General features: G+C 47.2%; 12 protein-coding genes. 10 read left to right on the forward strand and 2 right to left on the reverse strand.

Going from position 1 to position 14,195, the window contains the following annotated elements; all coding sequences use genetic code 11:
- The first annotated feature begins 2 nt into the window (after positions 1-2).
- Both tgt and yajC read left to right on the forward strand, forming a co-directional pair.
- Positions 3-1,142 carry a tRNA guanosine(34) transglycosylase Tgt gene (gene tgt, locus Q9R36_RS15810; protein WP_311225508.1) on the forward strand — a complete coding sequence of 380 codons (1,140 nt, stop codon included), beginning with the start codon at positions 3-5 and terminating at the stop codon, positions 1,140-1,142.
- Positions 1,143-1,167: 25 nt separating this feature from the next.
- Entirely contained in the window at positions 1,168-1,452 is a 285-nt protein-coding gene (gene yajC, locus Q9R36_RS15815) for a preprotein translocase subunit YajC (RefSeq protein ID WP_022544225.1), read from the forward strand.
- 73 nt (positions 1,453-1,525) lie between these two features.
- On the opposite strand, the gene Q9R36_RS15820 is transcribed toward yajC, so the two are convergent.
- Positions 1,526-1,915, reverse strand: a complete 390-nt coding sequence (locus Q9R36_RS15820; RefSeq protein ID WP_009796192.1) for a TIGR04086 family membrane protein — start codon at positions 1,913-1,915, stop codon at positions 1,526-1,528.
- Positions 1,916-2,125: 210 nt separating this feature from the next.
- On the opposite strand from Q9R36_RS15820, the gene Q9R36_RS15825 reads away from it, so the two are divergent.
- Positions 2,126-2,773 carry a DUF421 domain-containing protein gene (locus Q9R36_RS15825; RefSeq protein WP_022544224.1) on the forward strand — a complete coding sequence of 216 codons (648 nt, stop codon included), beginning with the start codon at positions 2,126-2,128 and terminating at the stop codon, positions 2,771-2,773.
- Between the two features lie 42 nt (positions 2,774-2,815).
- Here the strand turns inward: Q9R36_RS15825 and spoVB are convergent, their stop codons facing one another.
- On the reverse strand, positions 2,816-4,378 hold the full coding sequence (gene spoVB / locus Q9R36_RS15830) for a stage V sporulation protein B (RefSeq protein ID WP_009796194.1): 1,563 nt from the start codon (positions 4,376-4,378) through the stop codon (positions 2,816-2,818).
- 127 nt (positions 4,379-4,505) lie between these two features.
- On the opposite strand from spoVB, the gene Q9R36_RS15835 reads away from it, so the two are divergent.
- The 7 genes from Q9R36_RS15835 (at position 4,506) to Q9R36_RS15865 (ending at position 14,186) form a co-directional block, all read left to right on the forward strand.
- Positions 4,506-4,799, forward strand: coding sequence for a post-transcriptional regulator (locus tag Q9R36_RS15835; RefSeq protein ID WP_009796195.1), 294 nt, complete (start codon positions 4,506-4,508; stop codon positions 4,797-4,799).
- Between the two features lie 265 nt (positions 4,800-5,064).
- Positions 5,065-7,326 carry a protein translocase subunit SecDF gene (gene secDF / locus Q9R36_RS15840; RefSeq protein ID WP_009796196.1) on the forward strand — a complete coding sequence of 754 codons (2,262 nt, stop codon included), beginning with the start codon at positions 5,065-5,067 and terminating at the stop codon, positions 7,324-7,326.
- A 171-nt stretch (positions 7,327-7,497) separates the two neighbouring features.
- The gene (locus tag Q9R36_RS15845; protein ID WP_050767321.1) at positions 7,498-8,358 is read left to right on the forward strand and encodes a cation diffusion facilitator family transporter; all 861 of its coding nucleotides are present in this window, start codon (positions 7,498-7,500) and stop codon (positions 8,356-8,358) included.
- 18 nt (positions 8,359-8,376) lie between these two features.
- Positions 8,377-8,697 (forward strand): LapA family protein, encoded by a 321-nt coding sequence (locus Q9R36_RS15850; protein WP_009796198.1) that lies wholly within the window; start codon positions 8,377-8,379, stop codon positions 8,695-8,697.
- Positions 8,698-8,806: 109 nt separating this feature from the next.
- Entirely contained in the window at positions 8,807-11,173 is a 2,367-nt protein-coding gene (gene recJ, locus Q9R36_RS15855; RefSeq protein WP_101550404.1) for a single-stranded-DNA-specific exonuclease RecJ, read from the forward strand.
- Positions 11,164-11,676 carry an adenine phosphoribosyltransferase gene (locus tag Q9R36_RS15860; RefSeq protein WP_311225509.1) on the forward strand — a complete coding sequence of 171 codons (513 nt, stop codon included), beginning with the start codon at positions 11,164-11,166 and terminating at the stop codon, positions 11,674-11,676. The genes recJ and Q9R36_RS15860 overlap by 10 nt, the downstream gene beginning before the upstream one ends.
- A gap of 314 nt (positions 11,677-11,990) precedes the next feature.
- Complete coding sequence (locus tag Q9R36_RS15865; protein ID WP_009796202.1) at positions 11,991-14,186, forward strand: RelA/SpoT family protein; 2,196 nt, start codon at positions 11,991-11,993, stop codon at positions 14,184-14,186.
- The last annotated feature ends 9 nt before the right edge of the window (positions 14,187-14,195 follow it).

Raw genomic sequence — 14,195 nt, forward strand, 5'->3', positions numbered from 1 at the left:
ACTTGACAGCAATACGGTATGAATTGATTAAAACATGCAAACAGACAGGGGCGCGGCTCGGCCGGGTTCACACCCCGCATGGTTCATTTGAAACGCCTGTCTTTATGCCAGTGGGAACACTGGCCACAATTAAGACAATGTCGCCGGAGGAAGTGGCAGGCATGGGTGCCGGGATCATCCTCAGCAACACTTATCACCTTTGGCTTCGCCCGGGGCATGATATTATCAAGGAAGCAGGCGGCCTCCATAAATTCATGAATTGGAATGGCAGCATCCTTACAGACAGCGGGGGCTTCCAGGTATTCAGCCTCAGCCAATTCAGGAAGATTGAAGAAGAAGGAGTCCACTTCAGGAACCATCTGAACGGAGATAAGCTGTTCCTTTCACCGGAAAAAGCGATGGAAATCCAGAACGCACTTGGCTCTGACATTATGATGGCTTTTGATGAATGCCCTCCTTATCCGGCTACATATGAGTATATGAAGAAATCAGTTGAGCGGACATCGCGCTGGGCTGAGCGCTGCCTGAATGCCCATGAACGCCCGAATGACCAGGGCCTCTTTGGGATTGTCCAGGGCGGAGAATACGAAGAATTAAGGAAGCAGAGTGCCCGTGACCTTGTATCTCTGGACTTCCCGGGCTATGCAGTGGGCGGACTCTCTGTCGGTGAGCCGAAGGATGTCATGAACAGGGCGCTGGAATTCACGACGCCGCTTCTTCCTGCTGATAAGCCGCGCTATCTGATGGGGGTTGGATCTCCGGATTCCCTGATTGATGGCTGCATCAGGGGCATCGACATGTTCGACTGTGTCCTTCCGACTCGGATTGCCCGCAACGGAACACTGATGACCAGCAACGGGCGCCTTGTCGTTAAAAATGCCAAATTTGCCCGCGACTTTGGCCCGATTGATGAAAATTGCGACTGCTATACATGCCGTAATTACAGCAGAGCCTATATACGCCACCTGATTAAATCTGACGAAACATTCGGCATACGACTTACAACTTACCATAACCTTTATTTTCTGGTAAACTTAATGGAACAGGTTAGACAAGCAATCCGCGAAGATCGCCTGGGTGATTTTAGAGAAGAATTTTTCGAACGTTACGGTTTCAATAAACCGGATGCGAAAAATTTCTGATACACGAAAGGGGTGAAAAAAAGGAATGGATATTTTAGGTACATTAGGACCATTATTACTGATGTTCATCTTATTTTATTTCCTTCTTATCCGTCCGCAGCAAAAGCGCCAGAAATCTGTGCAGCAGATGCAGTCGGATCTGAAAAAGGGAGATAAAATTGTGACGATCGGCGGCCTCCATGGCATTGTCGATGCCATCGATGAAGATAAGATCGTCATCAAATGCGGTGACGGCAGCAGACTTACATATGATCGCGCAGCGATCAGGGAAGTGCGGGCAGCAGCCGAAACAACATTGGCAAAATCATAATAAAAAAGAAGCAGACCTTGTTCTGCTTCTTTTTTTATGGCTTTAGAAAACCGTTGCGTTTCAGTTTAGGCATCTATGCTGCCCTTGACTTTGAAGACATGTTGACTCCCAGGATCCCGCCCATCATACAGACCAGCAGGAAACACGTATGATAAATGGTCTGCTCCGCGGAAAACAGGCTGTCATGCCCGAGATATTGGAACAGGAAAATGACCAGTGTATATATGGCGCCAGTCAGCCCCCCCAGCAGCCATCCTTTCTGCTTTCCTTTTCCCCCGGAAATGAAGCCGCCGGCAAACAGTGAAATGAAAGCCAGGATTTCAGCGGGAAGCTTTATGGATGACTCATCCATTGAAGTGAACTTCAAGAGCAGCGAGAACACCAGGCTGCTGGCAATCGCAATGATAAAGATGCTCCCTATCCCGTATAGCACCGCACTCCCCATATGTTTGGATTCTTCCATTGATTTCCTCTCCCTTCAAACGATAAATCCTAGTACAAGCATATTCGCAGCAGCTGCTTTTTAGAATTAAATATTTAGCATAATAGCGGGCTTTTTCCTCCTGAATGGAGGGGCTAAGCATCAGTGCCAAATGGAAAAAGCTTTCTTAATGACAGTCCTGGACGTGAAGCATACTAATGTTGGAATGTGATGAAAGAGGAGGAGGCAGTTTTGGCGGAATATATGATAATCATTGCGAGGACACTTTTTTTATATGGGGTCATCCTCCTGATCTTTCGGCTGATGGGCAAAAGGGAAATAGGCGAACTGAGCGTGCTGGATTTAGTGGTATATATCATGATTGCCGAAATGGCAGTGGTGGCGATTGAAAATCCTGACGGCAGCCTGGTGAAGAACATACTTCCGATGATGCTCCTCATGGTTATACAAATCGTTCTGGCCATCCTATCACTCAAAAGCAAAAAATTCAGGGATATCGTGGACGGCAAGCCCTCTATTATCATCAATCAGGGGAAAATCGATGAAAATACGATGAGGCAGCAGCGATATAATTTCGATGATCTTCTCACCCAGCTGCGGGACAAAGATATTAAAAATATAGCAGACGTCGAATTTGCGATCCTGGAGCCTTCAGGCAAGCTTTCTGTGTTTCAAAAGGACAATATGAAAGGCAGCGACATAGACCATCCTCTGATCATAGACGGAAACCTTCAGGAAGCCAATCTTGCTTCAGTCCATAAATCGCGCCAGTGGCTGGCAGAACAGCTGAAGAAAAAAGGCTATGATGAAATACAGCAGATATCTTTTTGCAGCTACTCTAACGGAAACCTTTATATTGATCCCATCGATGAAAAATAAGATGGTCAAAAAAATGGCGTTCAGGACGCCATTTTTATTTTTTTATTTGAAGGCTAGCCTTGAAAGAGGCTGGCCGATGACCGGGATCCGCCGCAGATCTTCTTTTGTAATCAGCCTGAAGATGAGCAGGAAAATCAGATACAGTATGCCCATGATCAGCGTGGATATCATAACCTTGAAGGCCAGAAGCATCTCCTCCGGCATCATGCTGAATGAAGCATGGCCACCCCAGCCAGCAAGGCCCATGACAGCAAAGGTTTTCACATAATCCATGATATAAAAAGTGAATGAAATGGTCTTCAGTACGGTTGCGAAATGAAGCAGTGTGACAAGAACAAAGCCGACCAGGATGCCGAGAGCCACCCCATTGATGCCGAATGCCGGCTGGCTGGCTAGGAGAAAAATGACGGCGATTTTTACGATTGACCCGATCAGGCTGTTGATCATGGCGGCCCTTGCGAGGTTGAGTGCCTGCAAGGTGGCTTGAAGCGGTCCCTGGTAATAGTAAAACAGAAAGAAAGGAGCCATCAGTTTGATGAACTGGTCTCCGCTTGAACTTCCATACATAACCTCCATCAAAGGGCTGGCAAGAACGTAGAGAAGCACGACTGCCATTCCCCCTGTAATAAAAGAGAACCGGAGTGCCTGCTGGAGCCTGTGTTCAATCAGCTTCATATCCTTTCTCGAGTTGGCCTCGCTGATTGCAGGCACAAGCGAGGTAGAAAGGGAGTGGGTGACGAAAGACGGCAGCAGCAGCAGCGGCATGGCAAAGCCTGTCAGAGCCCCGTATTGCTTTGTGGCGGCGATGGCGGCTACTCCCGCAAGCGCAAGACTGTGCGAGACAACAATAGGCTCAAAAAACCAGGCAATCGATCCGATCATCCTGCTGCCCGTAGTCGGCAGAGCAATCTTCATCAAATCGCTGAAGGTGCTTTTACCGGACTGGACATAGCCGAAGAAATTTTTTCTCAGCCTGAACCTTTTCTTCAGTTTGAAAGCTGCCACAAGATAAACCAGTGAAACCAGTTCCCCGATTACAGATGCAAACATTGCCGCTGCAGCGGCATACTCGATGCCATAAGGCAGGAAAGCCTTCGTCAGCAAGGCGATAAGCCCGATTCGCACGATCTGCTCAAGAACCTGTGAATATGCTGCGGGCTTCATCTGCTGCCTTCCCTGGAAATATCCCCTTATGACAGAAGAAACAGCTACAATCGGCACGATGGGGGCGATTGCCAGCAAGGGCAGATGTGTCCTTGGGTCAGTGAAAAGAGTTTCAGACAATATAGGAGCGAGCAGAAACAAGGCCGGCGTGAAAATGGCAGATAGAGAAATGGTCACAGCAAGAGATACAGCCAGTATTTTTTTGATTTTTGCCGTATCGCCCCTGGCTTCTGCCTCCGCTACATTTTTGGAGATGGCAACTGGCAGGCCAAGCTGTGTAATTGTAATGACGAGGATCAGAGTGGGAAATGCCATCATATATAAGCCGACACCCTCTTCACCGATGAAGCGGGCAATCACAATACGGTTTATGAATCCGAGAACCCTTGTCACCAGGCCGGCAGCCAGTAAAATAATCGTTCCTTTTAAAAACTTAGACATCCTGTTCCCTGCCTTCTCAAAATAGGTATAATCATATACAATTAACTATATGCCGCGATTAGGACAAAGCATGACAAGTTCTTGATTTTTCTATTTTTGATAGAACTGCGGGAGAGGAGCCCTAGTGATGAAAGGCCATGTATATGAAAAGTTTCGCCGGCAGGTTCAGCCTGCACTGCAAAGCAAGCTCGAGGAATTCCGGCTGCTGAATTATGGAGCTGTTGCAGAAGATGAGCTTTGGAGGTATCTGACTGAAAAAAAATGGCGGAAACCGCATGAAGATGCCAGACTATTCGAAATAGTGGGCGGTATCCTGGAAGTGAAAGCGGCTGACTATTTCAGCTATGCGACAGTCGAGGCATTTAAAGGAAAAGGCCTTGGCGAGCTGAGTGAGGAAGACAGAAGGAAGCTGCTTGAGTGAGGATAGGATTGTAAGCGGCTGTTGCGGTATGTACAATTCATTTTTTTAATGTAAGAGCCAGTTTATTATGAAGGGACAAATTGACAGCCATTCCATTCTATTTCATAATGGATATGTTGGTTTTTTCGGTCTATTTATAGAAAAAGACTGCCCGCAGTAAAGCGGAGCAGGCTTAAAGATTGCAAGCAGCACCCGGCGCTGCAGCATGCTCTGAAAGAGGGCATGCCTGCAGGGGCCGGAAGTTTAAGGGGGATATAACAGCACAATGGTAAAGCGCAGCAGGATTGTCGCCTTCTTCCTGATTGTCATTCTGATCGGCAGTCTGATGGGAGGCACAACCAAAAACATACTGAATAATATCAAGCTCGGCCTGGATCTGCAGGGCGGCTTTGAGGTACTTTACGATGTAAAGACCAAGGATGGAAAGAAAGCCACAAAAGAGGTGCTAAACAGCACAGCTGAGGCCCTCGACCGCCGGGTCAATGCCCTTGGTGTAAATGAGCCTATCATCCAGATTGAGGGCGACAACAGGGTCCGCGTCCAGCTGGCCGGTGTAAAAGACCAAAACCAGGCACGTGAGATGCTTTCCACAGAAGCCAATCTGTCATTCAGGGATGTCAATGACCGTGAAATGATGAATGGGTCTGACCTTGTAGAAGGCGGAGCTAAACAGACTTTCGATGAAAACGGCAAGCCAAGCGTTTCCTTGACGCTGAAGAGTGCCGAGAAGTTCAAGGAAGTCACACAGGAAATTGTCAATATGGGAGCGCCAAATAACCTGCTGGTCATCTGGCTCGACTATGAAGAAGGCGATTCTTTCAAAGAAGAGTCACAGAAAGAAGATCCAAAATACCTTTCTGCACCACAGGTCAGCCAGGTATTCAACCAGGATACAGTTTCAATCGTCGGAAATTTTTCTCTTGAAGAAGCAAAAACACTCTCTTCCCTGCTGAAGGCGGGGGCGCTTCCAGTTGAGCTGACGGAGGAATATTCCACCAGTGTCGGTGCCAAGTTCGGTGAAGATGCCATGCAGAAGACCATTACAGGCGGTATCATCGGCATTTTGGTCATCTTCCTGTTCATGATTGCGTTTTACCGATTCCCAGGTTTTATTGCAACTATAACATTGTCAATTTACATCTATCTGATTCTGCTTGTCTTTGATTGGATGAATGGTGTACTGACTCTCCCGGGAATTGCAGCACTGATTCTTGGGGTCGGAATGGCCGTTGATGCCAATATCATCACCTATGAGAGGATCAAGGAAGAGCTGAAGGTTGGTAAGTCAGTCAAGTCCGCCTTCCAGGCAGGAAACAAAAACTCCCTGTCCACAATCCTTGATGCCAACATCACAACCATTCTTGCCGCTGTCGTGCTTTTCCTCTATGGGACAAGCTCGGTTAAAGGATTTGCGACCATGCTCATCCTGAGCATTCTGGCCAGTTTCATCACAGCTGTCTATGGTTCACGTCTGCTGCTTGGCTTATGGGTAAACAGCAGGATCTTTACGAAAAAGCCTACTTGGTTTGGAGTCAAAAAGAGTGAAATCAAAGATATTGCTGAAAACTATGATACGCTTGACCTGCCTACAAAATATGACCGTTTCGATTTTGTAAAGCATCGCAGGAAGTTCTTTATTTTCTCGATTGCCATGGCTGTTGCCGGCATCATCGCCTTATCCGTATTCAGGCTTAATCTCGGCATCGATTTCGTAGCGGGTACGCGGGTTGAAATCACAGCGGGGCAATCAGTGAATAAGAGTGAAATTCAGGAAGAACTCAGTAAAGTCGGACTTGAAACAGATGATATCATCATTTCAGGAGATGACCAGAATATAGGCGTAGCGCGATTCACCGATCCGCTGGGCAAGGATAAGATTGCTGAGCTGAAGACTCATATGAATGATGTGTACGGCCAGGAGCCGAATGTCAGCACCGTCTCTCCTACCGTTGGTAAAGAGCTTGCGAAGAATGCTTTCAAAGCTTTGCTGATTGCGTCTGTCGGCATCATCATTTATGTAACAATCAGGTTTGAGATTTACATGGCGCTTGCAGCTGTCATAGCTCTGCTCCATGATGCATTCTTCATCATCGCCCTGTTCAGCATCATCCGCTTTGAAGTGGACATAACATTCATTGCGGCAATCCTGACAATTGTGGGTTACTCAATCAATGATACGATCGTAACGTTCGATAGAATGCGCGAAAACATGCAGAAGAAGAAGAGGCTTAAAACCTTCGATGATATCGCTGATGTTGTCAACCAGAGCTTAAGGCAAACACTCGGACGATCAGTTAGCACCGTCATTACGGTTGTCATCGCGGTTGTCGGTCTGCTCATCTTCGGCAGCGAATCGATCCGCAGCTTTTCATTCGCCCTGCTTATCGGCCTTGTAGCCGGAACATATTCCTCACTCTTCATTGCATCCCAGCTATGGCTGGTATGGAAAAATAAAGAGCTGAAGAAAAAAGGCGTAATCAAAACAGAAAAAGTAAAACGCAAAGCATCAGACGAGCCGCAGGTCTGATCCGCTTAAGAAAAAACACAGGAAAACCTTTCCTGTGTTTTTTCCTGTTTTAGCCCTTAAGTGCTTTTTGATTGCCGATTTTCGGATACACTATAAGTATAAAAATGCGGGGAAGGAAGTTGAGACTTGGATACTAACAAAGATCGTTTTAAACAGGCTGAATTTGCGGCTATGATCGGGATTGTGGGAAATATTGTGCTGGCAATCCTCAAGTATGGAGTGGGGGTTTATGCCAACAGCCGTGCACTGATCGCGGATGCGGTCCATTCTGCTTCAGACATTGCGGGGTCATTTGCCGTTTATATTGGGCTCAGGGCTGCCAAGCAGCCGCCTGATGAAGACCATCCTTATGGACATGGAAAAGCTGAATCGATTGCAGCCATCATCGTTGCTGTCCTGCTGATGCTTGTGGGGTTTGAAATCGGCAAATCTTCCTTTGAGGCTTTTTTCCATCCAATCGAGCCGCCCAAGGCTATTGCTATTGCCGCGGTCCTTATTTCCATTGTTGTAAAAGAGGCAATGTTTCGTTATAAGTATAAATTGGGAAAAAAGCTTAATAGCGATGCATTAATCATCAATGCATATGAGCATCGTTCTGATGTTTATTCCTCCATTGCCGCCCTGGCGGGGATAGGGGCAGCTGTCATCGGGGGAAAAGCCGGGATCGGATGGCTGGAATACGGAGATCCTGTTGCAGGGCTGCTGGTCTCGCTGCTTGTCATAAAAATGGCATGGTCACTCGGCAAAGAATCGATTCATAATACTTTGGACCATGTGCTTCATGATGAGGATACGGAAGAGCTGCGGAAAGCAGTTCTGTCTGTTCCGGCAGTGAAAGAGATCAACCAGCTTCATGCAAGGGAGCATGGCCATTATGTCATCATAGACCTGAAGATTGCCGTAGACCCCCATATGACAGTCGAAGAGGGGCACCGGGTAGGAAAGGAAGTAAAAGAGAAGCTGATGCAGGAGAAAAATGTGCATAATGTCTTTGTGCATATCAACCCTTACAATCCCGGCAATCCAGATTAAAGATGGGAGAGATGTGGAGTGAAAGTTCAGTGGGCCTTGATATTCGGGATTCTATTTGCACTTATTGTCGCGGTATTTGCTGTTATTAATGTGGATCCTGTTACAGTCAACTATGTTTTTGGGGAAAGTGAATGGCCGCTTATACTGGTCATCCTCGGTTCAGTGCTGATGGGCGGCCTCATCGTCGGGCTAGTAGGTGTATTCAGGGTATTTGCCCTTCAGCGGAAGGTCAGATCCCTTGAGAAAGAGAACGCCGCTCTTAAGGCTGGCGCCGATAAGGAAAGCGCCGAAGCTGCAGCAGACAGTGACGAAGATTATTTAAAAAGGGATATTCATTAGAAGGAAGCAGCCTTGCTGCTTCCTTTATTTTCTGCTGATTGTACACCCCAGGAATTCATTGAATCCCGGTACGCCCTCTTGTATAATAGAAAAGCTGAGGGGTGAACGTATGTTAAAGTCAAAAACAAGATGGATTGTTCGTCAATCGGATAAAGATAAAGCTGACACACTGATCAGCGAATTGAAAATCAGTCCAATTGTGGCATCATTATTAGTGAATCGGGGGCTCGATACTCCTGAATCGGCACAGGATTTCCTGTACGGAAATAATGGGGAGTTCCACGACCCTTTTCTCCTGGCCGGGATGGATGCTGCAGTCTCACGAATAAATAAAGCGATAAACGAAAATGAACCGATTTTAATATATGGGGATTATGATGCAGACGGAGTCACAAGCACCTCTGTTATGATGATAACGCTCCGCAGCCTGGGTGCCAATGTAGATTTCTACATACCTAACCGGTTTACGGAGGGATACGGCCCGAATGAGGGAGCATTCAGGCATGCGGCCGAAATTGGCACCAAGCTGCTCATTACGGTGGATACCGGCATATCAGCAGTCCATGAGGCGTCAATTGCCAAAGAGCTGGGCATGGACCTGATCATTACGGACCACCATGAACCCGGTCCGGTTCTCCCGGAGGCCCTGGCTATCATCCATCCCAAGCTTGAGGGAAGCCTTTATCCTTTCCGTGAGCTTGCCGGAGTGGGCGTGGCCTTTAAGGTAGCTCACGCCCTATTGGGAAATATCCCCGAGGAGCTTCTGGAAATTGCTGCTATAGGAACCGTGGCCGACCTGGTATCTCTGAAGGGAGAGAACAGGCTCCTTGTCCAGAGAGGGATCAAGAAGCTGAAGGTGACTAAAAGGGCCGGCCTGCTCGCGCTGTTCAAGCTGGCAAATGTGGAGCAGGCTGCAGTAGATGAAGAAACCATAGGGTTCATGCTTGCTCCAAGGTTGAATGCTGCCGGCAGGCTGGACAGCGCAGATCCGGCCGTCCATCTGCTGCTGACAGATGACCGGGAAGAAGCAGCTATGATTGCTGAAGAAATTGACAGCATGAACAAAGAGAGGCAGTCCATTGTCAGCCAGATTGCCGAAGAGGCAATCAAAGAAGTCGAGGAAAAGTACCCGGCAGGGGAAAATGCTGTTCTCGTTATCGGGAAGGAAGGCTGGAATGCCGGTGTGATCGGCATTGTAGCGTCAAGGCTTGTCGATAAATTCTACAGGCCGGCCATCGTCCTCAGCTTTGATAAAGAAAAGGGGACGGCAAAAGGGTCTGCCAGAAGCATTGCCGGATTTGATTTGTATAAAAATCTGTCAGCCTGCAGGGACATCCTGCCCCATTTTGGTGGCCATCCGATGGCTGCTGGGATGACGCTTGGGCTTGGCGACGTGGGGGAGCTGCGGGAAAGGCTCAACGGCCTCGCGAAAGAGCAGCTCAGTGACGAGGATTTCATACCGGTCGCAAGCCTCGATGCCGAGGTAAGCCTTGAAGATGTCAGCCTGCCTGCGATAGAACAAATGCAGCTTCTTTCCCCCTTTGGAATGGACAATCCTAAACCGCGCGTCCTGATCAAGGATGCCCCCATTGCCAGCATGCGAAAGATAGGCTCCGGCCAGAATCATCTTAAAATGGCACTTGGCGAGGGTTCATCCGCATTGGACGGAATCGGATTCGGCCTTGGGGAGCTGTTCCATCATATCTCGGCAGATTCCCGGATATCCGTAATTGGTGAATTATCTATAAATGAATGGAATAATATAAGAAAACCGCAAATTTTTCTGCACGATTTATCTGTCGCCGAATGGCAGCTTTTTGATCTGAGAGGAATCAAGAGATTTGAACAGCTAAAGGAACTCCTTCCTGAATCAAGTACCAAGTGGATATGCTTTGACAGCCAAAGCCGGGAAAAGATTCCTTCATTGCCGGAAGATGCAACTTTCTTCATAAGCTCTGAAACGGAAGCGGAAGCTCTGGTGATTGAAGAAGAGCATATAGTTCTGGCAGATCTGCCTCCTTCAAAACAGATGCTGGAAAAGCTCCTTCAGGGCAAAGCCCCTGCCAGGATCTATGCCCACTTCTATAAGGAAGAAAGCGAGTATTTCAGCACGATCCCAAACAGGGACCATTTTAAGTGGTTTTATTCATTCCTGGCCAAAAGAGGCCAATTCGACATAAGAAAATTCGGGGACCAGCTTGCCAAGCATAAAGGATGGAGCAGGGAAACAATTGATTTTATGTCAAAGGTGTTTTTTGAGCTGGACTTTGCTAAAATGGAAAATGGGCTCTTGGCCCTTAATAAAGAGGCAAACAAGCGGGACCTGACAGAATCCCCGACATATCAAAGGAAGCATGCACAATACACCCTTGAAAACGATTTGCTGTATTCTTCATACCAGGAGCTGAAAAGCTGGTTCGATGCAGTCCTTCAAGGGGCGGTTCATACTGAGGAGGCAATGGAAGAATGGATTTGAAACAATATATAACAATAGTGGAAGACTGGCCGAAGCCCGGGATTAGATTCAAAGATATCACAACGCTTATGGATAATGGCGATGCTTATAAATATGCGACTGACCAGATCGTTGAATATGCGAAAGAAAAGCAAATTGACCTTGTAGTCGGGCCTGAAGCACGCGGCTTTATCATCGGCTGCCCTGTTGCTTATTCACTTGGCGTAGGCTTTGCACCTGTCAGGAAAGAAGGGAAGCTTCCGCGCGAGACGGTCAAAGTCAATTATGGCCTGGAATATGGAAAAGATGTACTGACGATCCATAAAGATGCCATCAAACCAGGACAGCGCGTCCTGATCACAGATGACCTGCTGGCAACAGGAGGCACTAGTGACGCAACAATCAAGCTTGTCGAAGAGCTTGGAGGCGTTGTCGCCGGGATTGCTTTCCTGATCGAATTAACCTACCTTGACGGCCGTAGCAAGCTTGACGGATATGACATCCTTACATTAATGAACTACTGAGGCATAGTCTTTGAAAAAATTGTTTAAAAAAAGCGGGGCACTATCAACATAGTGCGCCGCTTTTCCTTTTCTGCAAAGTTTACAATAAAACATAAGAAGAATCCGGCAAAAAAAGAGCTTTTTCGACAAAAATCTTCAATTCCATATAAAAATAACTTCCAATCCCTTTACATCCACGGTTTTTTTTTCGATAATAGTAACAATCATTCTTTTTTCAGTTCTATCATTAATTGAATGGTTGTAAACGGAGATTTTAGGGAGAATCCGGGCAAGCTTGGATTCTTATTAAACTTTATATAGATAAAGGTGATTCTATGGCGAACGACCAGGTTTTGACCGCCGATCAAGTCATCGAGAGGACAAAAGAATATTTAAATGAGGAGCATGCCGGAGTCGTACGGAAGGCCTATGAATTTGCGAAACATGCCCATCGTGAACAATATAGGAAATCCGGGGAGCCATACATCATCCATCCAATCCAGGTGGCAGGGATCCTGGCCGATCTTGAAATGGATCCATCGACAGTTGCTGCCGGTTTTCTTCATGATGTTGTAGAGGATACGGAAGTCACATTGGCTGATATCTCAGAGGCATTCAATCCGGAAGTTGCGATGCTAGTCGATGGCGTGACAAAACTGGGGAAAATCAAATACAAATCACAGGAAGAGCAGCAGGCCGAAAACCATCGGAAAATGTTTGTTGCCATGGCCCAGGATATTAGGGTCATCCTGATTAAGCTTGCAGACAGGCTCCATAATATGAGGACGCTTAAGCATCTTCCTGCTGAAAAGCAGCGCAGGATATCGAATGAGACGCTTGAAATCTTTGCGCCGCTTGCCCACCGCCTAGGTATCTCGAAAATCAAGTGGGAGCTTGAGGATACGGCGCTCCGCTATCTCAATCCGCAGCAGTATTACCGGATTGTCAACTTGATGAAGAAAAAGCGTGCCGAGCGCGAGCTCTATCTGGAGGAAGTCATCGGCGAAATGAAAGGCAAGATGGATGAAGTGTCCATCAGAGCCGATCTTTCCGGCCGGCCGAAGCATATATACAGCATCTACAGGAAAATGGCGCTTCAGAATAAGCAGTTCAATGAAATCTATGATCTGCTTGCGGTCCGCATTGTGGTCAACAGCATTAAAGACTGCTATGCTGTCCTGGGCATCATCCATACATGCTGGAAGCCTATGCCCGGGCGGTTCAAGGATTATATCGCCATGCCGAAGGCGAATATGTACCAGTCTCTGCATACAACGGTCATCGGCCCAAAGGGCGACCCGCTTGAGGTGCAGATCCGCACAACCGAAATGCATCAAATCGCAGAGTTCGGGATTGCGGCCCACTGGGCATATAAAGAAGGCAAAACTGTCAATGAAGGCTCTTCTTTCGAAGAAAAGCTGACATGGTTCAGGGAAATCCTCGAGTTTCAGGATGATAGCGTGAATGCAGAAGAATTCATGGAATCGCTGAAAATTGACCTTTTTTCTGATATGGTGTTTGTATTTACGCCAAAGGGAGATGTCATCGAGCTGCCTTCAGGGTCTGTCCCGATTGATTTTGCCTATCGGATTCACTCCGAAATCGGCAATAAAACAATTGGTGCAAAGGTTAACGGAAAAATGGTCACTCTGGATTATAAATTGAAGACCGGTGATATCCTTGAGATTCTCACGTCCAAACATTCCTATGGGCCGAGCAAGGATTGGCTGAAGCTTGCCCAGACGACTCAGGCGAAAAATAAAATCCGCCAATTTTTCAAAAAGCAGCAGAAGGACGAAAACTTCGAAAAAGGCAAAGAGATGGTTGAAAAAGAAATCCGCAATATGGATTTTGACATCAAAGAAATCCTGACTGCCGAGAATGTCCGGAGAGTGTCTGAAAAATTCAATTTTGCCAGTGAAGAGGATATGTATGCCGCCGTCGGCTATAATGGCGTCACGGCTCTGCAGGTCGCAAACCGTCTGACCGAAAAATGGCGGAAAAAGCGTGATATGGAGCAGGTTACCGATATCTCCAATGCCGTTTCGGAATTGAAATCCTTCCCTTCTGTCAAGAAAAGGGAATCTGGCGTAAGGGTTTCAGGGATTGATAATCTCCTGATCCGACTTTCCCGCTGCTGCAATCCAGTGCCGGGAGATGAAATTGTCGGCTTTATCACTAAAGGCAGGGGGGTGTCTGTCCACCGTTCAGACTGTACCAATATTGATACTGCCGATGCCAAAGCAAGGCTCATCCCGGTTGAATGGGAAACAGGCCTCAATGATAAAAAAGAATATAATGTCGAGATTGAAATCAACGGCTATGACCGCCGCGGCCTTCTGAACGAAGTGCTGCAGGCCGTCAATGAAACCAAAACAAATATATCTGCAGTGTCTGGCAAATCGGACCGCAATAAAATGGCTACCATCAATATGTCGATCAGCATCACAAATGTAAGCCATCTGCAGAAAGTTGTGGACCGCATCAAGCAGATTCCTGACATCTATTCTGTCAGACGTATCATGAACTAAGGGGTATAC

This window comes from Bacillus sp. AG4(2022), from assembly GCF_031844465.1.
Classification (GTDB): Bacteria; Bacillota; Bacilli; order Bacillales; family Cytobacillaceae; genus Bacillus_AB; species Bacillus_AB infantis.

Bases quoted from the DNA above. Each gene is read 5' to 3' on its own strand.
- Q9R36_RS15865 (WP_009796202.1), top strand. From the start codon at position 11,991: ATGGCGAACGACCAGGTTTTGACCGCCGATCAAGTCATCGAGAGGACA.
- recJ (WP_101550404.1), top strand. From the start codon at position 8,807: ATGTTAAAGTCAAAAACAAGATGGATTGTTCGTCAATCGGATAAAGAT.
- Q9R36_RS15860 (WP_311225509.1), top strand. From the start codon at position 11,164: ATGGATTTGAAACAATATATAACAATAGTGGAAGACTGGCCGAAGCCC.
- Q9R36_RS15845 (WP_050767321.1), top strand. From the start codon at position 7,498: ATGATCGGGATTGTGGGAAATATTGTGCTGGCAATCCTCAAGTATGGA.
- Q9R36_RS15835 (WP_009796195.1), top strand. From the start codon at position 4,506: ATGAAAGGCCATGTATATGAAAAGTTTCGCCGGCAGGTTCAGCCTGCA.
- spoVB (WP_009796194.1), bottom strand. From the start codon at position 4,378: ATGTCTAAGTTTTTAAAAGGAACGATTATTTTACTGGCTGCCGGCCTG.
- yajC (WP_022544225.1), top strand. From the start codon at position 1,168: ATGGATATTTTAGGTACATTAGGACCATTATTACTGATGTTCATCTTA.
- secDF (WP_009796196.1), top strand. From the start codon at position 5,065: ATGGTAAAGCGCAGCAGGATTGTCGCCTTCTTCCTGATTGTCATTCTG.
- Q9R36_RS15820 (WP_009796192.1), bottom strand. From the start codon at position 1,915: ATGGAAGAATCCAAACATATGGGGAGTGCGGTGCTATACGGGATAGGG.